Annotated in this window: 22 protein-coding genes, 2 tRNA genes and 1 pseudogene; 12 read left to right on the forward strand and 13 right to left on the reverse strand. The window is 55.6% G+C overall.

From position 1 onward, the window contains the following. Nucleotides 1-115: 115 nt before the first annotated feature. Complete coding sequence (gene ppsR, locus F6Y09_RS11050; RefSeq protein ID WP_152206972.1) at nt 116-931, forward strand: posphoenolpyruvate synthetase regulatory kinase/phosphorylase PpsR; 816 nt, start codon at nt 116-118, stop codon at nt 929-931. A gap of 24 nt (nt 932-955) precedes the next feature. Here ppsR and F6Y09_RS11055 read toward each other — a convergent pair whose 3' ends face one another. Beyond that, nucleotides 956-3,880, reverse strand: a complete 2,925-nt coding sequence (locus F6Y09_RS11055) for an insulinase family protein (protein WP_152206973.1) — start codon at nt 3,878-3,880, stop codon at nt 956-958. Between the two features lie 136 nt (nt 3,881-4,016). Here F6Y09_RS11055 and F6Y09_RS11060 point away from each other — a divergent pair, with 136 nt between their 5' ends. Further along, complete coding sequence (locus tag F6Y09_RS11060; protein WP_246180473.1) at nt 4,017-4,553, forward strand: hypothetical protein; 537 nt, start codon at nt 4,017-4,019, stop codon at nt 4,551-4,553. Here F6Y09_RS11060 and F6Y09_RS11065 read toward each other — a convergent pair. Further along, nucleotides 4,519-5,187, reverse strand: a complete 669-nt coding sequence (locus F6Y09_RS11065; protein ID WP_152206974.1) for a nucleotidyltransferase family protein — start codon at nt 5,185-5,187, stop codon at nt 4,519-4,521. The genes F6Y09_RS11060 and F6Y09_RS11065 overlap by 35 nt on opposite strands. A gap of 79 nt (nt 5,188-5,266) precedes the next feature. On the opposite strand from F6Y09_RS11065, the gene F6Y09_RS11070 reads away from it, so the two are divergent. Further along, a complete protein-coding gene (locus F6Y09_RS11070) occupies nt 5,267-6,118 on the forward strand; it encodes a 6-pyruvoyl trahydropterin synthase family protein (RefSeq protein ID WP_152206975.1) in 852 nt (283 codons plus the stop codon). 109 nt (nt 6,119-6,227) lie between these two features. On the opposite strand, the gene F6Y09_RS11075 is transcribed toward F6Y09_RS11070, so the two are convergent. The 3 genes from F6Y09_RS11075 to gltX all read right to left on the reverse strand — a co-directional run bounded on the left by F6Y09_RS11075 (nt 6,228) and on the right by gltX (nt 7,996). Next, nucleotides 6,228-6,303: transfer RNA gene (locus F6Y09_RS11075), tRNA-Glu, on the reverse strand. A gap of 10 nt (nt 6,304-6,313) precedes the next feature. Further along, nucleotides 6,314-6,389, reverse strand: a tRNA-Ala gene (locus tag F6Y09_RS11080). 119 nt (nt 6,390-6,508) lie between these two features. Further along, nucleotides 6,509-7,996: a glutamate--tRNA ligase gene (gltX, locus tag F6Y09_RS11085; protein ID WP_152206976.1), complete on the reverse strand. Its 1,488-nt coding sequence runs from the start codon at nt 7,994-7,996 to the stop codon at nt 6,509-6,511. A 166-nt stretch (nt 7,997-8,162) separates the two neighbouring features. On the opposite strand from gltX, the gene F6Y09_RS11090 reads away from it, so the two are divergent. Next, on the forward strand, nt 8,163-9,119 hold the full coding sequence (locus tag F6Y09_RS11090) for a zinc ABC transporter substrate-binding protein (RefSeq protein WP_152206977.1): 957 nt from the start codon (nt 8,163-8,165) through the stop codon (nt 9,117-9,119). Nucleotides 9,120-9,125: 6 nt separating this feature from the next. On the opposite strand, the gene F6Y09_RS11095 is transcribed toward F6Y09_RS11090, so the two are convergent. Beyond that, nucleotides 9,126-10,040, reverse strand: coding sequence for an AEC family transporter (locus F6Y09_RS11095; RefSeq protein WP_152206978.1), 915 nt, complete (start codon nt 10,038-10,040; stop codon nt 9,126-9,128). Between the two features lie 123 nt (nt 10,041-10,163). Between F6Y09_RS11095 and F6Y09_RS11100 the strand changes: the two genes are divergently transcribed. After that, nucleotides 10,164-10,481, forward strand: a complete 318-nt coding sequence (locus tag F6Y09_RS11100; RefSeq protein WP_343031107.1) for a type II toxin-antitoxin system CcdA family antitoxin — start codon at nt 10,164-10,166, stop codon at nt 10,479-10,481. Between the two features lie 14 nt (nt 10,482-10,495). Here the strand turns inward: F6Y09_RS11100 and F6Y09_RS11105 are convergent, their stop codons facing one another. The 6 genes from F6Y09_RS11105 to F6Y09_RS11130 form a co-directional block, all read right to left on the reverse strand. After that, nucleotides 10,496-11,326, reverse strand: a complete 831-nt coding sequence (locus F6Y09_RS11105; protein WP_179959402.1) for an STY4851/ECs_5259 family protein — start codon at nt 11,324-11,326, stop codon at nt 10,496-10,498. A 115-nt stretch (nt 11,327-11,441) separates the two neighbouring features. Beyond that, nucleotides 11,442-12,371: a metallophosphoesterase gene (locus F6Y09_RS11110; RefSeq protein WP_152206979.1), complete on the reverse strand. Its 930-nt coding sequence runs from the start codon at nt 12,369-12,371 to the stop codon at nt 11,442-11,444. Between the two features lie 21 nt (nt 12,372-12,392). Beyond that, the gene (locus tag F6Y09_RS11115; protein ID WP_152206980.1) at nt 12,393-13,040 is read right to left on the reverse strand and encodes a patatin-like phospholipase domain-containing protein; all 648 of its coding nucleotides are present in this window, start codon (nt 13,038-13,040) and stop codon (nt 12,393-12,395) included. After that, nucleotides 13,037-13,294 (reverse strand): hypothetical protein, encoded by a 258-nt coding sequence (locus tag F6Y09_RS11120; RefSeq protein WP_152206981.1) that lies wholly within the window; start codon nt 13,292-13,294, stop codon nt 13,037-13,039. Before F6Y09_RS11120 ends, F6Y09_RS11115 begins: the two co-directional genes overlap by 4 nt. Nucleotides 13,295-13,422: 128 nt before the next feature. Beyond that, nucleotides 13,423-13,992: a YqiA/YcfP family alpha/beta fold hydrolase gene (locus tag F6Y09_RS11125; protein ID WP_152206982.1), complete on the reverse strand. Its 570-nt coding sequence runs from the start codon at nt 13,990-13,992 to the stop codon at nt 13,423-13,425. Between the two features lie 51 nt (nt 13,993-14,043). Then, the gene (locus F6Y09_RS11130) at nt 14,044-14,523 is read right to left on the reverse strand and encodes a hypothetical protein (RefSeq protein WP_152206983.1); all 480 of its coding nucleotides are present in this window, start codon (nt 14,521-14,523) and stop codon (nt 14,044-14,046) included. Between the two features lie 234 nt (nt 14,524-14,757). On the opposite strand from F6Y09_RS11130, the gene F6Y09_RS11135 reads away from it, so the two are divergent. Further along, entirely contained in the window at nt 14,758-15,690 is a 933-nt protein-coding gene (locus F6Y09_RS11135; protein WP_152206984.1) for a formate/nitrite transporter family protein, read from the forward strand. Nucleotides 15,691-15,781: 91 nt separating this feature from the next. On the opposite strand, the gene F6Y09_RS11140 is transcribed toward F6Y09_RS11135, so the two are convergent. Continuing rightward, a complete protein-coding gene (locus tag F6Y09_RS11140) occupies nt 15,782-16,789 on the reverse strand; it encodes a helix-turn-helix transcriptional regulator (protein WP_152206985.1) in 1,008 nt (335 codons plus the stop codon). Nucleotides 16,790-17,124: 335 nt separating this feature from the next. On the opposite strand from F6Y09_RS11140, the gene dusA reads away from it, so the two are divergent. The 6 genes and pseudogenes from dusA to F6Y09_RS11170 all read left to right on the forward strand — a co-directional run. Continuing rightward, on the forward strand, nt 17,125-18,180 hold the full coding sequence (dusA, locus tag F6Y09_RS11145) for a tRNA dihydrouridine(20/20a) synthase DusA (protein WP_152206986.1): 1,056 nt from the start codon (nt 17,125-17,127) through the stop codon (nt 18,178-18,180). A 169-nt stretch (nt 18,181-18,349) separates the two neighbouring features. Then, complete coding sequence (gene tal / locus F6Y09_RS11150; protein ID WP_152207024.1) at nt 18,350-19,285, forward strand: transaldolase; 936 nt, start codon at nt 18,350-18,352, stop codon at nt 19,283-19,285. 43 nt (nt 19,286-19,328) lie between these two features. Beyond that, nucleotides 19,329-19,790, forward strand: a complete 462-nt coding sequence (locus tag F6Y09_RS11155; protein WP_152206987.1) for a tellurite resistance TerB family protein — start codon at nt 19,329-19,331, stop codon at nt 19,788-19,790. A gap of 13 nt (nt 19,791-19,803) precedes the next feature. Next, nucleotides 19,804-20,931: a 3-deoxy-7-phosphoheptulonate synthase gene (locus tag F6Y09_RS11160; protein ID WP_152206988.1), complete on the forward strand. Its 1,128-nt coding sequence runs from the start codon at nt 19,804-19,806 to the stop codon at nt 20,929-20,931. Beyond that, a complete protein-coding gene (locus tag F6Y09_RS11165) occupies nt 20,928-21,713 on the forward strand; it encodes a glycerophosphodiester phosphodiesterase (protein WP_152206989.1) in 786 nt (261 codons plus the stop codon). The genes F6Y09_RS11160 and F6Y09_RS11165 overlap by 4 nt, the downstream gene beginning before the upstream one ends. A gap of 326 nt (nt 21,714-22,039) precedes the next feature. Then, nucleotides 22,040-22,304 (forward strand): annotated as a pseudogene (locus tag F6Y09_RS11170) (aminomethyl transferase family protein); the annotation flags it as partial.

A 22,304-nucleotide genomic window follows, 5' to 3' on the forward strand; every position in this document is an offset into this window, starting at 1 on the left:
TGTAACCTTCAAGGATTACCTAGCCAACCGGCCCCGGCGGACGGAGCATCGACTTCGCCCGGTTCTAATCAAATCAAGATTCAAATCAAGCTTTAATGGAGCCAGACAGCCGATTATGAAACGAACCGCGTTTTTCATCTCTGACGGAACCGGCCTGACCGCTGAGGCGCTGGGCAATAGCTTGCTGGCACAATTCGAGAAGATCGATTTCGAGCGTCGCACCATGCCTTACATCGACGATCTTGATAAGGCCAATGACCTGGTGAAACGGATCAATCAGGCGGCGGAAATCGATGGCGCCAAACCTCTGGTCTTTGACACCATCGTCAATAACGACATCCGTGAGGCTATCGGCAAAGCCAACGGCTTTATGGTGGATATTTTCGGTACCTTCCTGCACCCACTCGAAACCGAGCTCAGCGTATCCTCCTCTTACACGGTCGGGCGTTCCCACGCGATCAGCAACGAGAGTAATTACGAGAGACGGATCAAGGCCGTAAACTTTGCACTGGATAACGACGACGGTGCGCGTATTCGCCATTACAGCGAAGCGGACCTGATTCTGGTGGGAGCATCACGGAGCGGTAAAACACCGACATGTCTGTATCTGGCACTTCAGTACGGCATCAAAGCGGCAAACTATCCGATCACCGAAGAGGACCTGCAGGACCAGCAACTCCCCGAGGCGTTAAAACCTTACAAGGAGAAAATCTTCGGGCTGACCATAGAGCCGGAGCGACTTGCAACGATCCGCAACGAGCGGCGCCCCAACTCCCGCTATTCGTCGATCAAGCAATGCATGCTGGAGGTCGAAGAGATCGAGTTGATGTATCGCCGCGAACGCATTCCCTACATGAATACGACGACTTCTTCGGTAGAAGAAATTTCAACCCGAATCATCGTCAGCACCGGCCTCAAGCGCAATCGGTAGGCGATTACGCCTGAGGCGGCCAGCTTACAGCTCTTCGATAGTCAGGCCGAGCTCTTCAACCACCGCCCGCTGATCCGGGCTGGTCACCACCGCTGTGCTGGCGGTTTCCGGCTTCAGCCAGGTCCGGGCGACGCGTCTCAGGTCGTCCAGAGTCACTGCCAGCACCCGTTCCCGGAACCGGGCTTGCTGCTCAGGCGTGCGGCCAAACAGGCGGTTCTGGAACGCATGACGCGCCTCACCGGCTGGCGACCGGGGCTTGTCCAACTGACCCATGACGCCAAGGATGGACTCTTCCAGTTCCTGCGGGTCGTGCTCTGCCGTTTGCATCCATTCAACCGCGGCGTCGAAATCGCTCAGGGTTTCACTCAGGCGTGGATCACGGTATGAAAAGAACCGGAACGTACCATTCACACTGTCCTGGCCCGCACCACCGCCGTAGGCTCCGCCTTTTTCGCGAATGACCCGGTGCAGGTACCCGTTGCGCAGGAAGCCACCCAGTACGGTCAGGGCAGCGGCATCCGGATGGTCGATTGCCACAGTGGCGTAGGCCTTCGCACAGAAGTTCACCTGGGTGGAGGTTAACCATGCCTGGCGGGTTTGATAACTGACAGGATCGATATCCCAGGCTTCACCGGCGGCAGGCTCAGCGCTGTGCCAAAGCTCGCGAAGATCTTCCAGCATGGGGTCAAGGTGCTCTTCTTCCCCGATTGCCAGAAACTGTCTTTGCTGCTGTTGCATACGCTCATGCAAAGAGGCCAGGCGTGAGCACAGTTTCGCCAGCTCCGCCGGCTCATCCAGGGCGTCATCCAGGGCCTTGATAGCCCGGATCGCTTCCAGGCCACCGAGACGAAAGCCCAGCCACGCGCCTGCACTCAGACCCTGGCTGGCAGCACTCATGGCAAGGCCATGGCCGCTGCCCGTGACCGACTGCTCCCGACGGGAGCGAACCTGGGCAACCATTTCGCGAATACGATCCTGTTCGTCAAACCGGGCGCCACTGAACACGTCTTTCAGCAGCGCGGTAAGAGACTCCCGATTACGGGCCAACGCCTTGCCGTTCAGCACCAGAAAACCGGACAGGCTCTGAACATCATCAATACGGCCACGGGCGGACACAAACGCCGATATGCCGCCGGATTCAGCGGAAATCCGGTCCTGCATCTGCAAGTAGTCGAGCTCACCACAGCCCACGTCCGTCAGGCAGGTTGTGTAGAGCGGCAATAACAACAGCTCGTCATCGGACATGGCCGGCAGCGGTAAAATGACCTGTTCATAAACCAGACCGTTAGTGCCCTGGGCGTACAGCGCCGCGGAAATATCGCCCGCGTAGCGCGCCGCCGGCTCCGGCATTTTCAGGGGTACATCGGTAAGATCCACTTTCGGCAGGATAGAGTCATCGTCCTTGCGCTGCTGACGCTCTTCCAGAGCTTTCGCACGCTCGATGATCCGGGTGGTTTCCGCCTCGGTCAGTTTTGCCTTCTGGTCAGCCAGAGCCGCTTTGATCGCTGCCTGTCGGCGGTGCTCAAGTTTGTCATCCGGGCGCAGGGTAAGCGTCACCCGGTGAGGGTTATCAACCAGGTTACGGCGGATCAGCTCGGGAATGTAATCCGGATCACGAATCTTCTCGCGCATTTCCGCCAGCACCGGCTCCAGGTCAAGCAGGGCGACCGGATCACCCCCGTGCACCATGGGTGATATCGCGGTCATGATCAGCTGCAAACCATAGGGCATGCCATCCCCGGAGATCTCGCGCTGGTGCAGCTCAAGCTGATGCAGGATGGCTTCCAGCCGCTCCTCACTGACACCTTCGTCCACCACTGTTTGCAGCGTCTGCTCTATCAGGGTTTCGAGTTCCGCCAGCTTGCCCGGCTCCGTGCCTTCGATACCACATACAAAGGTCATCTCGCGGTTGGAATCTTCCAGGCCACACAAGGGCGACGGCGAATGGCCGATATCGGTGGTTTCAAGCGCGCGCATCAACGGTGACGCGCTGTTATCCAACAACACGCTGGCCAGTAACTGGCCTTCGAGATTGCTCTGCAGATCAAAACTGTGGCCCAACAGCCAGCCCATCACGATGTGGGTCTTGTGCTCCGTGGACTCGCCCTCGTTGACGCCATAACCCTGCTCTACCCGGACAGGCGCAAACAGACGTTTTTCGTCCCGAACCGGCAGGTCAATATCGAGCCGGTCAAACCGTGACAGTGCCAGCGATTCGAACTTTTCATGGTGCTCATGGGCCGGGATGTTGCCATAGGTGGCAAAGGTCGCGTTGCTCGGATGGTAGTGGTGGCGATAGAACGCCAGCAATTCATCATACTCAAGATCAACAATATGATCTGGCTCGCCGCCGCTGTTGTAGTGGTAGGTTGTGGTCGGGAACAGATGGCTCGAGAGGTTCTGCCACAGCTGCGAGGTCGCGGAACTCATCGCGCCTTTCATTTCATTGTAAACCACACCCCGATAGACCAGCGGGGACTGGGAGTCGTCGGGCTTCTCGAACTCGATCCGGTGACCTTCCTGGGCGAAATCCAGGGGGTCCAGACTGGAGAAAAAGACCGAATCCAGATAGACCGACAGCAGGTTATCAAAATCCTTCCGGTTCTTGCTGGCAAACGGGTACGCCGTCCAGTCACTGCTGGTGAACGCATTCATGAAGGTGTTCAGGGACCGCCGGATCATCATGAAAAACGGATCACGAACCGGGAATTTCTCACTGCCACACAGCACGGTGTGCTCGAGGACATGTGCTACGCCGGTCGAGTCCATCGGGAAGGTACGGAGGGCGACAAAAAACACGTTCTCTTCATTATCAGCAGCCATGTGAAGGTGCTGCGCACCGGTTTTGCGATGACGATACTCCTCGACCGTAACGTTCAGGGCCGCAATCCGGTGACTGCGCAGTTTCTCAAACGCTGGATGAATACCGCTTTCGCTCACTGCTGTCATTAATACACTCCGTCTTTCTCAAGTTAAGGTCTGTAGGTTAACACGTTGTATCGATTATCATGCAGAGATGCCGTACGACTCTCAACTACAATAAAGTGTTGAAGAACCTACTTGAAGCCGGGAAAAGCCGACCACTATGACAATCGATATTCCTGATGCCGCGCACGCCGCTTCGGACCAGAAATCCGAAACCGGGCAACCCTCTCACGCTGCCAGTGCAACATTACCGGAAACCCGGCTATATCAACACGGCATTTCGGCTTACTGGCTCGAACGCCGTGATTACCTTGCTCGGGTCCGCAGGGTGCCGGAGCTTCGTCAGCAATACTGGCGCGCAATTGCTATCTATACGTTACGACGGACACTTTGGTCGTTCGGTTTTTTCCCGGTGTTTATCGCGTTCTGGGTTCCGCTGGTATTGTCCAGCTTCAACCCGGTAGTACTGATCAACGATGTGCTGCCCGCACTGGAATCGTTCGTGGGCGCCAACCCCGAAGTACAGGCCAATACCATCAACACTCTGTTGATTGCCTGGGCGTCGGTCGGGTTTTTCTTCCTGGTTTTTGATTTTGTCCTGACGCCGTTCAAGTCACCCTACCAGTACGAAGCGGATGTTCACATGCGAGCCTGGGAGCAGCTCAACCATGACCGCCTTCCGACCGGAGTGCGATAGAGAGTGCGATAGAGCGCTCCATAGAGCGCTCCCTGTGCTGGCGAGCCTCGCGCCAATCCTCCGGTGTATCCACATCCCGTTCGGCGCCGGGCAGTCTGATTCGCACGGCACCTGCGGCGGCCAGCACGCCCGCGGCGCCCCGGTCGCCCTCCAGATCAGACAGCTGAGCCCATAATGCCCGGGGCAGATAGGCGGGCACGCCAGGACGATCGCCATAATCGGTCGCCACAGGCAAATCCGTTTCACGCTCGGCCGCTGCTCGCAATTGCATCAGGCCCGATGGCGAAATCAACGGCTGATCTGCCAGTAAAACATAGGCACCCACTGCCCTGGCAGGCAATGCAGCCAGCCCCGTTTTTAACGAAGACGACAGCCCCGCCCGCCAGTCCGGGTTAAACACCCATCGGGTCGGCCGGCGCCCGGTGCGATATCGCAGCAGAGGGTAGTAGCAACCCGCCACCACCCACACCTCCGAACTCAGCGTTCGCGCCTGGTCAACCGCACGATCAAGCAGAGTCAGTTCGCCCCAGGACAACAGCCCCTTTGCCCTGCCCATTCTGCTCGACGAGCCAGCCGCCAGCACCAAGGCGGGTCGCGAAGCAGACTTCTGGCGGGCAGCGAGTTGTTCGGCCATCACAATTTCTCACTCACATTGGCGGAATTTTGGTAGAATTTCACCGCCATTCAAGCATAACGTTTATCGGACCGCTCTAATGAATCACCTTTTCGTCGACAACCTCACCGTCATTGATTTTGCATACCTCGACCCGACACGGGGCCTGGTGGGCGAAAGCTGGATCGCAGATGTGATTCTCACCGGTGAACTTGACGAGCAAGGCATGGTGTTCGATTTCAGTGCCGTCAAACGCACCATCAAGCGGATTATTGACGAGCGCGTTGATCATCGGCTGGTCATTCCGAAAGACTATAGCGGCCTTCGCATCGATGAAGAAGCCCCTGGCAAATTCGAATGGCAGCTCAAGGATGGCACCCGGATTGTCCATCGCTCCCCTCAGGAAGCCGTCGTCTTTATTGACGGCGACGTGGTGGTGCCTTCTGTGGTGGCGAGCATGTTGGAGAAAGAACTGAAAGCGGTGCTGCCGGCCAACGTTCAAGGTGTTCAGATTGAGCTTCGGGAAGAAGAAATTGATGGCGCCTACTACCACTATGTCCACGGCCTCAAGAAGCACCTGGGTAATTGCCAACGCATTGCCCACGGCCATCGCTCCCCCATACAGGTCCGCCGTAATGGCCACCGTGATACCGACCTTGAGCGTGACTGGGCCCGGTGCTGGTCGGATATTTACGTGGGCTCAGAGGAAGACGTGACCGAACAGTTTGTCGACGCCAAGGGTATCCCCTACATCACCTTTGACTACGAGGCCGAACAGGGGGAGTTCAGCCTGACACTGCCCCTCCCGCGGGTCTATATGATGGCAACCGACACCACCGTAGAGCTGATCGCTGACCACATTGCCTCGCAATGCAAAACCCAGTACCCCGACGACGAAATTCAGGTGAAGGCATTTGAAGGCGTTGGTAAAGGCGCGTTTGCACTGCGTTAAACGACAGCGATAACCAAAGAGCCAAACCTTCAAACAACAGACACAAAAAAACCGCTCACAAGAGCGGTTTTTTTGTAGAGCAACCGTGCAAAACCGGAACTCTGAATAGTGGCGTCCCCTACCGGGTTCGAACCGGTGTTACCGCCGTGAAAGGGCGGTGTCCTAGGCCACTAGACGAAGGGGACACAGTAATAATGGTGGAGCCAGACGGGATCGAACCGTCGACCTCGACGCTGCCAGCGTCGCGCTCTCCCAGCTGAGCTATGGCCCCATCAACGGAGCGGTATATTAGTGACCCACTCCCGCCCCGTCAACCCCCTGCGATCCATTTTTTCAATCAACTTCAGACAATGACTAAAAGTTGATCAATCGCAGGATGCTCAGGGATGGTCAGGAAAGGCTAGAAAACGCAGCAAACTCCTTTTCAACCCGCTTGGTTTCCTTCTTCGAAAAGCCCCCCAACACTTCGAGGGCATGCCGGAGCCGCGCACGGGTCATGTCCGGACCCAGCATCGCCATGGAGTCCATGACCGACCAGGAGTTCGGAGTGCCCGCAATGGCAACAAAAATCGGAAACATGAAATCCCCCATCTTGAGCTCCATGGCCTTGGACAAGGCTTTGACGTCCGCAAACAGCGTCTCTTTGCTCCAGTGACGCTGGGCCTCGAAACGCCAGAGCGTGAATTGCAGCACCCGCTTGATCTCGCTTTCATCCAGCTTGTTATGAACAAACTGCTCAGCGGTGACACCCAGCATACCGGAGAACATGAAGGCGGCCATAGGGGCCACATCACTGAACACCTCTGCCCGGCCCTTGAGGTGCGGCACCAGCGGGGCCAGTGCTTCCGGACGGAACCACCAGTCCTTGAGACGCGCCATGAACTGCTCGTCCGACAGGTTCTCCCGCAACCACAGGCCATTCAGCCACCGCAGTTTCTCGACATCGAATATCGGGCCGCCCAGAGACACCCGCTGGATATCAAAGTGCTCGACCATCTCGGCCAGTGAGAACTTCTCACGCTCATCCGGCATCGACCAGCCCATGCGACCCAGATAATTGAGCACCGCCTCAGGCATGAACCCCATACGCTCATAGAAATTGATACTGGTCGGATTCTTGCGTTTGGAGAGCTTGCTCTTGTCCGGATTTCTCAACAGCGGCAAGTGACACAGCACCGGCATATCCCAACCGAAGTATTCATAGAGCAACTGGTGCTTGGGTGCCGAGTTGATCCACTCCTCCCCACGCAGCACGTGAGTGATCGCCATCAGGTGATCATCCACAACGTTGGCCAGATGGTAGGTGGGCATACCATCGGATTTGAGCAATATCTGACAGTCCACCTGGGACCAGTCGATTTCGATCACGCCCCGCAGCATGTCGTCGACCCGGCAGACGCCCTCTTCCGGCACCTTCATCCGGATAACATAGGGCTCGCCCGCCGCCAGCCGACGCTGCACGTCCGCTTCCGGGAGCTCAAGGTCCCCCTTGATGCCCGGGTTAAGACCGGCCTCCTTGCGCGCTTCCCGAATCACATCCAGTTCTTCCGGCGTCCGGAAGCAGTAAAAAGCGTGACCCTTCTCCACCAGATCCAGAGCGTAATGGCGATAGGAATGCTTGCGCTCGGATTGCCGGTAAGGCCCGTGTGGTCCCCCGACATCGGGACCCTCATCCCACTCAAGGCCCAACCACCGCAATGCCTTCAGAATATCCTGCTCCGACTCGTCCGTACTGCGAGCCTGGTCGGTGTCTTCAATCCGCAGAATGAACTGGCCACCATGCTGGCGGGCAAAACACAGGTTGAACAGCGCAACGTAAGCGGTGCCAACGTGTGGATCGCCAGTGGGTGACGGGGCGATACGGGTACGTACAGTCATGATAAATCCTGTTTGACGAGCGCCAGTCTGTGGCAGCCGTTGAATTGAGTGCACCGCATTATACCGGCCCACAAAAAAAATCCCATGAACCCTCAACACTCACTTCAACTTGTGATGATAGTGTAATAATATAACATATCAATATCACTCAGAGATCATGCAACCCATGAAGTACCATCGTATACGGGCTACCAGTCTTTTCCTGGGACTAGCGCTCCTGACGGGGCTGTCACACGCCGAGCCCATCAATGTCGTCACCTCCATCAAACCCCTTGAGCTGCTGGTGAGAGCCGTTGCTACCGAGGGTACCAACGTCACCACGCTGGTACCCGCCGGCTCCAGCCCCCACACCTACCACATGCGACCGTCCGAGCGTCGCGCCATGGATGAGGCTGACCTGATCTTCTGGGTAGGTCCGGACATGGAAACGTTTCTGACCCGGATACTGGGCGGGGAAGATTTTGAGCATCGCACCCATGCGCTTTCAGCCCTTGCGCCCTCCGCCACTACCGAGGTCCCTCACCCGAACGAACACGAAGGCAAAGACGACGCCCATCAGGAAGAGCAGGATACCGATGGCGATCATGACGGGCACGAGCATGGCGATGGTGAAGACCCCCACATCTGGCTGGACCCGGCCCTCGCCATGCAAATGGCAGCAACCATCCATGACCGGCTGGCCGAACAGCCTGGTGCGGACAAGTCGCAACTGAAGCAGAATCTCGACGCTTTCCGGCAAGCCCTCGGCACCCGAGAGGACGCCATCAGGCAACAACTCAAGGCCGCAGAAGGCATCTCGCTGTTTACCTACCACGACGCTTTCGGGCGGTTCGCGGCACACTACGGGCTGGCCATTGCCGGCGTACTGACACCCAGCCCGGAACGCTCGCCCGGGGCTCGCCATGTGGCGGAGGTGCAGAACACACTCAAAGCCAGCAGCCAGCCCTGCTTGCTGATCGAACCGCAGTTTGATCGCGATTGGTGGCGCGCCATCACCGAAGGTGTGGAGGCAAGGCTCAGCACCTGGGACCCGTTGGCTTCGGACATTACTGCCGACGCCGACGGTTACCTGAATTTCCAGCAACAGCTGGCCGACGCAGTGATGGCCTGCCTGCCCGGGTAACGCCTGCTACCAGAGCAAACCCAGCATCAACGGAATTGTCACCGTGGCCAGCAAGGTCTGGCCACTGATGATGCCCGCCATCAACGGGGCATCGCCGCCAAGCTGACGGGCAAGAATGTAGGCGGAAGAGGCGGTTGGCAACGCTGACAACAGTATGACGACCTGCAGCAACAGACCGTCTATGCCCAGCAGGAGCGCCAGGCCGGCCGTCATCAGTGGAAAGGCTACCAGTTTTGCGGCAGTAGCCACCAGGAACGGCACAGAGGCCCCTCTCAGGGCTTTCAACTGCAACCCGGCGCCCACCGTCATCAAACCTAACGGCAAAGCCAGATCACTGAGGGGTGAAAGCAGCCCGGCGATGATCGGGTGAAAGCCGATACGGAAAAAGCTCCAGATAACCCCCGCCAGCGAACCGATGATCAACGGATTGGTCGCCACCGCCTTCAGCACCGGTTTGAGTTTTATGCCACCCTGCCCGGCCACCAACGCAAACATCACAATGCAAAGCACATTCAGAGTCGGCACCATTACTGCCACCGCAATGGCCATCAGAGAGATACCTGTGTCGCCCAGAAGCAGCCCGGAAGCGGCCAGGGCCACGTAGGAATTGAAACGGATGGCACCCTGAAAGACCGACGAATAAACCGCCCCCGGCCAGCGCCAGATAACCTGACAGATCACCAGCAGCACCGTCATCGCCGCCAGCATGGCCATAATGAGCACGGCCACCTCAAGATAGGCCGACGGCGCCAATTGCGCATTCCCCAGTTTGAACAGCAGCATGGACGGAAACAGCACGTAATAAGTCAGGCGTTCTGCCAGAGGCCAAAAACCCTCGCCGGGGAAATTCCAGCGTTTGAGCAGGTAACCCATGATAATCAGGCCAAAGACCGGCACCAGGGCCTCAATCAATACCGACATGCTGCTGACTCCAAAGCAGATTTCGTCTCGTTAGCGGGGCATGATAGCAGTGATTGATTGGGCGGGGCATGGTTGAGGGATGGGTGGCGATCTTGACCGGTTTACGCCGGTGAAGCCGTCCGGTTGCTTGACTTGTTAAATGCTCCAAATTACGATAATACGCATAATAGATGCGCATATGCTATGCTTGGACCCAATGTGATGCAACCTGACAACGCAGCCCCTAAAAAAGCGACAAACCTTTCCATAAACAGAGAGTTATTGGCAGAGGCACGCAGCCTGAACATCAACCTTTCTGCGACTCTTGAGTGGGCGCTGACTGAAAAAGTTCGACAGGAAAAGCGCAACCGATGGCGGCAAGATAACCGCGAAGCCATTGAAACCTGTAATGAACTTGCAGAACAGAACGGTCTTTTCTCTGACAAACATCGGGTATTCTGATGGAGCAGTTCGACCTATACGTAAACACTGATCATGATACCAATAAAATTTATCCCTAGCTGTTTTTTCTCAGTACGGCTCCGCCCAGCATCTTTTAGCCAATCATTGATTAGGTTTCGAGCGTTGTACTCGCCCAACGGCAGAGGCGACTTCTTTCGCCAACCTGGAGCATGCTCGTCCAAATAGTCTGCTGGCTGTTCAACGGATGAAATTGGATGAGTTTCAGCTAGCTGCATCAGCCATTCGACGATTGATGCGATTAGAAGATATTTTTCAGACGTGCGGAAAGTTTGGGGGAAAAAATCTGCGTAGTTCTCAATCACCGATGCAACGTCGCGGCCGGCCTGTTTCACTCGATAATACTGATTTACGGCACCTCGGACGGCTCGGCCAAACCCGTGCGTTTCGCTCTGCACTAAACGCCATGGAAGCCCGCCCTCGTCAAAAAGAGAGCCGAGATAATCATAGCCGTTAGTTCTAAAACGAATCGGACGCTTCCAAAACTCCAATCCTTTTTTGACTACCTCACTGTGACGGCTACTCGTCAGCTCGACTGATAAGGGCTTCTCGAAGCCTTTCCACGACCACCCCAAGCTGGAGCCGTCATACTCTCGACGATATTTTTCGGCCACGAATAAACAGAATGCAGCGGACCAATATGAGGAATGGGATGGGCTCTCAATATCGGCTATAGCTTGTCGAAGAACGCTGGGTAACTCAGCGTATTCTTCGTCAGTGACGTGATAAGAATACAGTGGGCTGGCATCTGGACCTGTAATCATTCCACGGACGAATAGAAATTCTTTGATCCAGGCTTTCGATTTACTTCTGCTCCCGACATCCATGTAATTCCTCATTACTGCCGTTTTTGGATTTATTTGCTGAACAATAGAAAATCTGGTGAGTAAAGCTTTCAGTGATACCCGCGGATTCAGCTAGTTTTGGTACTTTTAAAAGTAGTCATGCTGAAACCCAGACAAAGTTGGCCGGATTAATTTTCTTACAACCATGAAATCTATATGCACATAGCTTTCCGCCAGCTCCCTTGGCCACACTGTAATCAAGACAGGCGATGTGGTCAGTCAGCGGAGCAGGCTCGCCCTTCAGCCAGTAATGCCCTACAAATACGGGCTTTAATCCGTCGTATCCCGGCAAGATATGAGATGCCACCGGTTCATGGGGGATCCTGTCAATTGCGTCACCAGGTACCATGGCCAGATCACGGTAGGTCAATTCACCCTGCTGCCACCATTCGGTCCGGATGTTGGTTTGCTTGTTTTTATATTCGTCAAAAAAGTGGTGGTCGCCAGGCAGCGGAATTTCTAGGCCTTTGAGTAGGGTTTCAATGGCCTCGTAGGCTTCGGTCCCCTTTCTACTCGCTTTTTCCCAGGCCTCAGGCAGTAAACGGCTCTCTGCATCGGTGTACTTGGCGATCACAGCGAGGTGTTCCGGGTGCCAGCAGGCATGCACGACACGGAACTCGGGCAAGTCCAGATACACTGGCAGGGTTTTAAACCACTCAATGAGATTGTGGTAAACCTCGCACCCCTGCTCACGTACCTGAGTGAGAAACTCTTTGTGTTGATTCAGGTTTTTATCAGTGTGGCGGCGTAAATACTCACCGGGAGCTTCTGGATCGTTTGTGGCCCATGCTACGGCGTTGAATTCGTGGTTACCCATTACGGCTAGCGCGTGACCTTCTTCGACCATCCTGCGGGCGATGATGACGGTTTCTAATTGCTCAGGGCCCCGGTCCACAAAGTCACCCAAAAAAATGGCCTTGCGCTGAGGGTGCTGCCACACACCGCCAATTTCCTGGTAGTCCATTTTGGTGAGCAGTGCTTTAAGTTCAGTGGCGTAGCCGTGGATATCGCCGATCAGGTCATACATTGTTACTTCTTCCTCAGACGATTACTGCTGGGCTTCACGAGTTGCAGGGGAAACGACATTCAGCTCCCTGCTTCCTGTAGCCCTATTGGGTACAGACCCCTCATGCTTGCCAATTACTTCGCCGTTCAGCGCCAATAGGTAGGCTGCTTCGTTTTTATAATAGAACCAATACTGCTTGATCTGCCCCCAGATGCCAAGCGTTACACCACGTTCATATACATGTTCCCGAACACGACATTGAGCCAACCCCAGTTGACTGTCGATAGCCAGCCGCCAGAAGCCCTTGGGGAACTCCAGATAACGCTGGTGTTCGCAGGCAGCCAGGGCAAAGAGGGGCTGGTTTTGTCGCTTGAATTCGGTATTCACCCAAATATAGGGTTTGAAGGCCGTTCGCTCGTCTTCCAGGTACTTTTTAATGCGGCTTATCCGCTGTTCCGCCAGCGCCAGGTCCATGCCGCTGGCTACACACAGTGCTCGCAGAAAACCCTCACTGCTGTACTTGAAGTCAAAACCGCTATCGTTCAGCCTGAAGTCCGGATCATCCAGTACGGTTTGCAGGCGTTCTAAATGTGCAGAGCCGGGCTTGGAATAGCCCATGGCTTTCAGGATCTCTTCTCGCGGTATGGGGGCGACACGAACCACCAGGTCGGTTTTGAAGTTTTCGATCATGAATCCCTCTCACTGAGCAACTTGATAATGGGGTCAATTTTCCCTGTATCAAAGTCTTCGCCGTTATAGAACCACTCAGATATTTCCTGGATCAAGGCTTGCTCCAGGCTCTGGCCCTTGTCGAGGCTTTCTTTTACCCCCACCGCTTCCCGATCATATTCGTCGAAGCAGTGGTTTTCTTTGCAACAGGTATTCATCGGGTCGGTTTCGAACAGGGCTTGGGAAATTTGATGTGCTGTTAACGCTACGCTCATATAAACCTCCTGTTTGACACGCTTATTGTGCAACAGGATTGCGACATTTGACGTCGCACGGAACATCAATAGCTCTCACCTGGGGGCTAACGCGGGGGAAAGTTCAAACACGCGCTCCAGGTTTTCCGTCAATCCTCTCCAAGTCCATAGACCAGTGAAGACCGGTCGAAAAAGTTCTGGATCAAAGGAAGCGCTGCTTCCATGTGGTCAAATCGGTGGCTGCCTCCCGGGAAGGAAACAACCGAGAAACGTTCATGGTAGGTTGAATAAGTTTCGCGCCAATCAATGACGTCATCGCCCTCATCAAGAAGGATAAGGCCACAGCCATCCTTCGGTAACGAGCCGTAGCTCTTTACCGCCGAGGCTGTGAGCTCATATTCGTTGCCCTGGTAGTCCACGCCCTTCCCGACATGCTTCATCAAGGTCTGTGATGGTGTAATGGCCGGATTGATCGCCACAAATGGTATCCCGGTGCGTGACCCGACCACGCTGGCAAGCCAGCCCCCCATGGAGGTGCCAACGACGATATCGATGTCAGCGCCTATCAGTTTGTCGATGCACTGGTGCACCACCTCGTCGGCAGGCTGGGTGTAATCCATGTCATGCCCATACACCGGACCAAGCTCGCTCAAAAGCTCAAGTTTTGAGCTGCCAGGATCAAATCGGCTGGCAAAGCCGTGGCAGTAATAAATATTCATGATGGCGCTATCCTCCGTGGGTAATCATTGAGAGCCTCAGGCATGCGGGCGTCACTTCAAAGCCTGAATAATTCTGGGAACGTCAACCACTGGCCCTCCAGCCACATAGAGGGCGTCCAGATCATAGGCCATCCGTTCAAGTGGCATCTTGTCGTAGCCATAGTTGGTCAGTTCTTCCAGATAACGAGAAACGAAGTCCTCGACACCCCAATGCTGCCACTGGGCAACATGGACCAGTTCATGAAAATGAATTCGCAGGTTATCTTCGGCACCGGGGATCAGGTAGTAAGTATCGTTCAGCGTTAGCCCGGCCAGATCGCGATTGAAAAGATCTGTCAGGCCGTGTTGCTCCAGGAACTGGTATGCCGGAACCGGCATTTGCGGCACGATAACGTAGTAGCTTGTGGCGAGAAATTCTTCCGGGAAATATCCGGCAAACAGTTCCTTGAATTCCGTACAGGGTTTCCTTTGTGGTACGAACTGTTGATTAGTAAGCCTGATCCATTCACTGATGATTTCGATCATTGTCATAGCGTACTGCCTCATTGATGACTGATTCACGGAAGCATACCAGCGCAAGGCGACACCACATGACGCACTGCCTCGGAAGCGGAAATCATTAAAGTGAGGCTGAGTGTGGAGAACCGTCGGGAGGTGTTGGGTCCCAATTCAGTATCTAAGCTATCATAACTACCGAAGACAACTTTCCCGGAGGTTCAAACTTGCAGCAACACAAGGGTTTCTGGATGGCTAAAGGACAGTTGAATGAATGACGGGAAAGCCAATCGGGAGACCTCCTCCGAAAAGAAAGCCAAGGAGGCAGCAGACGAGCAAGAGTCTCGCGCCAAAGTCCAGGATCGCGAATCCCGCGAACAGACACCGACGTCGAGCGAAAAGTCACTGACTCGGAAAGAAAGAGATACCGTAGCCGAGCATGGCGGTCTATCTTCACTGACTCTTTACTCCATCATCAATCGCGAGGGCGAAGAGGAGCTACAACGCCCGAAAATTTCGCTCTGGTGGTCCGGTGTGGCAGCGGGGATCGGGATTTCGACCTCGGTCCTCGTCGAGGGCATTATCCGCTCCAATCTGGGCTCGGATCACCCCTACCTGACGTTGATTGAAAGCCTGGGTTACTCGTTCGGGTTTGTCCTCGTGATCCTGTGCCGGCTTCAACTGTTCACCGAGAACACCATCACCGTGGTGCTGCCGGTTCTGGCCCAGCCGACGCGCAACCGGTTCTATTGCACCGCGCGCCTCTGGGGAATTGTGCTTGCGGCGAATTTGTGTGGCACGTTTATTACCGCCGCCATCGCCGTCCACGGGGGCATCATTCCCGTCGAGACCCTCACGGCGATCCTGGAGATATCGCGCCACTTGGCAACGCTGACCCCGGCCGAGACACTTTTGCGCGGTATACCATCGGGCTTTTTCATCGCTGCTTTGGTGTGGATGCTGCCTTCGGCGAAGAGATCCGAAATTCTGCTTATCGTCATGTTTACCTGGCTGATCGCGGCGGGTGGCTTCACCCACGTGATTGCCGGGTCAAACGAGATTTTCACTTTGGTGCTCAATGGGGAAATGAATATCTTTACCGCCTTGATCTACCATATTTCCCCGGTACTCATCGGCAACATTCTCGGCGGTACAGGTTTGTTCGCGATGCTGGCCTATGGCCAGGTTCATGAAGAAATGTGATACGGCGCCTTGATTAAAGGCAGCGCCGCTTCCATGTGGTCAAATCGGCTCTCGGACTGGCGGGATATGACTATAACCGGGATTTTTCGGGCTATTGAGCCGTGGTCCGCTGAGTGCGCGTCAGTCCCTTTTTGAGCGTGGCTTCAATCTCTTTGTTCAGCCAGGCAGGCTCAAGAATGTCGCAGTGTTCTGCCTGGGCGGTCAGCCACCAGCGAAGATCCTGGGTATCGCCCACAGTGACTCCGATTTCAAAGGTGTTGCCATCAATTTCACTGGTTATCTGGTCAAACCCGAGAGGCGATTCAATGAGGTGGTTTAGTGCAGGCTTGTCACACCGAAGTTTGAGATAGACCGGATCATCAGACTTGAGAATACCCATGGCGCCGGAATGGATGTACAGGTCCAGATCAAAATCCTCCGGCCGGTCTGAGGTGTCCTCAACCAGCTCACCGGTCGTCGCCCGGTGAAGCACCAGTTGGCGTATCCCGTCCCTGCCCTCAATGGTTCCGATCAGATAAACGTTCGGATCGCGAAAAATCAGGCCAAACGGATGCACCACAATCTCTTCCGGCTCGGGCCAGTTACGCGCCTGGTAAGTGAGCTTGCACTGGTACTCACGTAACAGGGCTTCGGTCACTGTTTCCAGGACATCTGCGTCAATGGCCGGGCGCTGGCCACCCAGCCCCCGATTGATTACCCGAACCCGGTTCGGCCACTGGCCCAGTGGATTCTTTTCCCGCAGCAAGGTTCGGTGAGCTTCGTCGAAGTGTGGCTTCAAGTGGGACAGTGCCCGGGACGGAAGCATCGGGCTGAGGTAGGCCCGGGCGAGTTCGAATGTCAGAGCTGCTGGCAAATCGAGAGCCGGGATGATGTCGACGGTAGCGTTGCGATCAAATGACCACTGAAAAGGTCGGCTGGCCTCATCCACCAGCAACGGAAAGTCCGCACTCAGTTTTTCGAGATCCCGCTGAAGGGAGCGCATGGTGACCGAAAACCCGTGCCCTTCGAGTCGTTCCGCCAGTTCCGTAGTGGTGATGGACTTGGGAAAACGGGGCACCATTCGGAGCATGGTGAGATAGCGGACAGCGGTGTTGGACATTGATGGGGCCTTGTCTGGCTTGACTGAGCATTGGCGACTTTTAGTGTCGCTTTACTCTACAGCACCCCTGGTGAGCCGCTACTGCTTTGTTGTAATCGTTCGTTTCAGGATCTCCGGGAAACAGGCTTTCGTCACTGAAAGTAGACCTCTTTAGCGCCATCAGGGGATCGGCTATTGCCTACTGGATGTAGCCTTGCCCAACAGAGCAAACAGACCACGTTCCTGATAGAATCAACAATCCGAACAATGGTTCATGCGGTATACCGAAGCCACAGGCTCGCATTCGAAACATGATCGATTTCCGAGGTCCGAAAACGGACAGACTTGAGTAATAAATGAGCAATACAAGTAACTCAGAACACTCAAATAATTCAGTGGTCAGCATTGCTAACAGCGGTGTTGAGCCATCACGCCGCTTCTGCGTGGCCCCCATGATGGACTGGACCACGCCCCACTACCGCTATCTGGCGCGACTGCTGAGCCGTCATGCTCTGCTTTATACCGAAATGGTGACCACCGGGGCGCTGATTCACGGGGATACCGCTCGTTTTCTTCGCCATGACGAAGCGGAATATCCGCTGGCGTTGCAGCTTGGTGGTAGTGATGCCGGTGAACTGGCCCATTGCGCCAAGCTGGCGGAGCAGTATGGATTTGATGAAGTGAACCTGAATGTAGGCTGCCCGAGCGACCGGGTGCAGAACAACATGATCGGCGCCTGCCTGATGGCGCATCCTGACAAGGTGGCCGAAGGCGTGCGGGCGATGATTGCCGCAACCAGCCTGCCGGTGACGGTGAAGCATCGTATCGGTATTGACGGACGTGAATCCTGGCATGAGCTGTGCCAGTTTATCGAGACTGTAGCGGCGGCGGGTTGCAAGACGTTTATTGTGCATGCCCGCATTGCCATTCTGGAAGGCCTGAGCCCGAAGGAAAACCGCGATGTGCCGCCACTCAAGTATGACTGGGCCTACGATCTGAAGGCCCGTTTCCCGGAGCTGGAAATCATCATCAACGGCGGCATAAAAACCGTCGCGGAATGTCACCAGCACCTGGAGTTCACTGACGGTGTCATGCTGGGTCGTGAGGCCTACCATAATCCCTGGCTGCTCGCACAAGTGGATTCGGAATTTTTCGGCCAACACTGCACTACCCGGAGCCGCCACGAGGTTTTGCGGGCGATGTTTCCGTTTGTTGAATCGGAGCTTGCCCGTGGTGTATACCTGGGCCATATCTCCCGGCATCTGCTCGGGCTGTTCCATGGCCAGCCGGGGGGGCGCCAGTTCCGTCGCTACATCAGTGAAAATGCCCATCGGCCGGGCGCGGGCATAGAAGTACTGGAAGCGGCACTGGCAAAAGTCTCTGACCTCACGAGCGAAGCCCAGCCAGCCTGATTACTTATCGACAAGGTTTCTTGTTCCTGTCAAATCAGCCGGCTATTGTAAGGGTATACGGAGCTATCTATTGTGACCCCGCCTTGTCCGGGGCTTTGCGAACTCTTTGTAACGACAACAATCAGGACGATGCCACGTGACCACTACCAAACTGGAACAACTGAAAGCCATGACGACGGTGGTAGCCGATACCGGCGACCTCGATGCGATCGCCCAATGGCGGCCGCAGGATGCCACCACCAACCCGTCGCTACTGCTCAAAGCCGCCGCGTCGGACGCCTATCGCCCGATGCTCGATGCCGCCATTGACGCCGCCCTCAGGCAGGGCGGCACAGAGCAGGAGCAACTCGGTTACGCCACCGACCTGCTCGCCGTGATGGCCGGTGAAAAGATCCTCAAGCTCATCCCCGGCGTGGTGTCCACAGAAGTGGATGCCCGCCTGTCGTTCGATAAGGACGCCACCTTGAGCAAAGCCCGGCGCCTGATCGAGCTCTATGACCAGCGCGGCATTGACCCGAGCCGGGTGCTGATCAAGATTGCTGCCACCTGGGAGGGCATCAAGGCCGCCGAACAGCTTGAGAAAGAAGGCATTCATTGCAACCTGACGCTGCTGTTCTCCTTTGCCCAGGCAGCAGCCTGTGCCGACGCGGGCGCCTTTCTGATTTCGCCGTTTGTCGGGCGAATCCTGGACTGGCACATTGCAAACAGCGGCAGGGACAGTTACTCCCCTGCGGAAGACCCGGGTGTTCAGTCGGTTACCCGCATCTACAACTACTACAAATGCCATGGCTACAAGACCGTGGTGATGGGCGCGAGCTTCCGCAACACCGGCGAGATCGAGATGCTTGCGGGTTGCGACCGGCTCACCATCAGCCCTGCGCTGCTGCAGACCTTGCAGGATGATACTGGCGCCCTGCCCCGTCAGCTTGCTCCGGACACTGCGAAGTCCGCGGACAGGCCCGAACAGATGGGCGAGTCACAGTTCCGTTGGCACTCCAATGAAGATGCCATGGCCACCGAGAAACTTGCGGACGGTATCCGGCGCTTTGCTGCTGACCAGATCGAACTGGAAGGCCGCGTAAAACGCCTGGCAAGCGCTGCCTGAGGGCAGCACACTCAGAAACCAGAACTGATCTGCAGGACTCGTTATGATCGATATGCTCAAACAGTTGTTTTCGCAGGATTCAACGGATTCGAAAGCATCCCGCAAACCGGATGCCCATCAATTGGCGGTGGCTGCGACGGTGCTCATGGTTCAGCTGTCCCGGGTGGACACAAATGAAGATGAACGCGAGCTGCAGACCATTGTCGATTGTGCCGTTGATGCCCATGAAGTCACTCCGGAAGAGGCCAAAGCCATTCTGGACGACGCCCTGGCCCATGCGGACGATGCCACATCGCTTTATCAGTTTACCGAGACCCTGAATGCCGAGCTCGACCAGGAAGGCAAGTTGGTGATTCTTGAGAGCATCTGGCGCGTGGCGTTTGCTGACGGCCGGATAGACAAGTACGAGGAACACCTTATTCGCCGGATGGCAGATCTGCTGCATCTTAATCATCGGGAATACATGCAGTGCCGCCACCGGGCGGAACAATCCCGTTCTTCCTGAAGGAGCAGAACCCATGTTAGCGATACTTCACCCGAACACGCCCCTCGACAGCGATGCTTATCGTGAAACCCTGCATTTTCTGGAGAACCTTCCGGGCGTGACGCTACGGGTTCACGAGGTACAGGGCGCGACGCAAAAGCTGACCGAGATCTACCTGCTCGGTGAAACCAAATCCCTGGATCGGGATGAAATCACCGCCTTGCCTGCCGTTGAACGGGTTATTCGTATTTCCGACGACTACCGGATTCTGGGTCGCCACAAGGACAGCCTCCGGCAAAACGGATTCAGCTACAACGGTGTCACGTTCAATCAGGAAAACCTGAACATCTTCGCGGGGCTCTGTGCCGTGGATATCCAGGCGCATGTGGAGACCATGATGAGCACCCTCCAGCAGCATGGCCAGGTATGCACGCGGATGGGCGCCTACAAGCCACGGACCAACCCCTACTCATTTCAGGGCCATGGCAAGGGCTGTCTGCCCTGGGTGTTCGAGACGGCGGGCAAATACGGTATTAAAGTGGTTGCCATGGAAATCACCCATGAAAGCCACATCGAAGAGATCGATGAGTGTCTGGAAAAGCTGGGACGCCCCACCGGCGTGATGCTGCAGGTTGGCACCCGCAACACCCAGAATTTTGAGCTGCTCAAGGCTATTGGCCGTCAACGCACCTACCCCGTGCTGCTCAAGCGGGGCTTCGGGATTACTCTGAATGAATCCCTGAACGCGGCGGAGTATCTGGCCAGCGAAGGCAACGCCAATGTGGTGTTCTGTCTGCGGGGCATGAAAACCGAGGCTGGCCAGCCTCACCGCAACATGGTGGATTTTGCCCATGTGCCAACGGTGAAGCGCCTGACCCGCATGCCGGTGTGCGTTGATCCGTCCCACTCCGTCGGTAGCCGGGACCGAGCGCCCGACGGCATTCTCGACGTCATGCACGCCACCGCTCAGGGCGTTATCGCCGGGGCCAACATGGTACTGGTGGACTTCCATCCGAAACCGGAGAAAGCCTTGGTCGACGGCCCCCAGGCACTGCATATGGATGAGCTTCCCGCTTATCTGGAAGATATCCAGCTGTGCCACGAAACCTGGAAAAAACGGCAGGCCATTTACAAGGATTTGCGAGGACCAACTGCAACATGATCATCTATGGTCACCGGGGCGCCAAGGGTGAGGCGCCGGAAAACACCCTGGCCGGATTTCTTCATGCTTACAGCCAGGGCATTCGACACTTTGAATTCGACCTGGTGCTGTCCAAAGACGGCGTGCCGGTCGTCATTCATGATCTGACCCTGGACCGCACCACTGGCAAGACCGGCAAGGTAGCGGATACCACCGCCAGCGATATGGCCAAGCTTGATGCCCGCCTCAATACCACCCCCTGGCCGAAACCGGTTTACGTACCCTCCCTCAAAGACGTTATGACGGCGTGTGGTGACTACGTGCATCTTCAGCTTGAGGTCAAAAGCGATAGCCGGTCACGCTTGAATGTACTGTGCAACCGGCTGACCGAACTGGTGCAACGCAACCGCCTTCATCAGACCGTCGCGATCACCTCATCCGACACCTGGTTCCTGCAGGAGTTGAAACGTCGGGACCGCACAATTCCAACCGGCTTCGTGGCTGAAAAACGTTTCCCCAACGCAGCCAATCAGGCCTCCCGACTGGGTTGTGATTATCTCTGTGTGAACTGGAAGCTCTGCTCGAAGGCGCTGGTGGACGCTGCCCATATGCGCAACCTGCACGTGTCTGCATGGACGGTTAACAGAATTCAGGACATGGTCGAGCTGGAAAAAAAGGGCGTTGACAGCATCATTACGGACTTTCCCACCAGCTCCAAGATGTATTTCGACAACCGTGCCAACAACGCCACCTTGAGATTGCCGAGCCGGAACGATAAAGAACCGAGTACGTCGGCCCTGTAAATCAGACACCGGCGATACCGACGAAAAAAAACCGAGCCCATGGGCCAAGCCGTTCAGCTATAAGGGGATCTGGCTTGGCCCGGTCGGGCCGCCATGTCCGCTGCTCATGTCCGGGCTCATCTCAGGCCCGGCAGGGGGAATAAAAATTTTTATTAAATCAATTGCTTTTTAGCGTCAGACCAAATGGACTAAAGAGCGCATAAAACAAGTCCGAATATCCGTTTCTGCGGCCGTTTTTAGGCCCATCTCTCTGAAGTTTTTTCTTATCATTTATTGGTATGTAGTGTCATCGTAATCGATGTACTGCCCAATATGAGGATGAGGAAATGGCTAAACAAGAACAAAAAGAATTTGGCTTTGGAACGCAAATTCGCAAATCACCCTACTTCGATGCAACCGTGCGCTGGGGCGCCAAAGGGTTCTCGGTGTATAACCACATGTATATCCCCCGCGATTTCGGTGATCCCGAACAAAACTTCTGGAATTTGGTTAACAAGGCAATCCTTTGTGATGTTGCCGTTGAGCGCCAGGTAGAAATCACCGGTCCTGACGCTGCAAAATTTACTCAGATGCTTACTCCACGAGACCTTT

It is taken from the genome of Marinobacter changyiensis (assembly GCF_009193265.1).
In the GTDB taxonomy this organism is placed as follows: Bacteria; Pseudomonadota; Gammaproteobacteria; order Pseudomonadales; family Oleiphilaceae; genus Marinobacter; species Marinobacter changyiensis.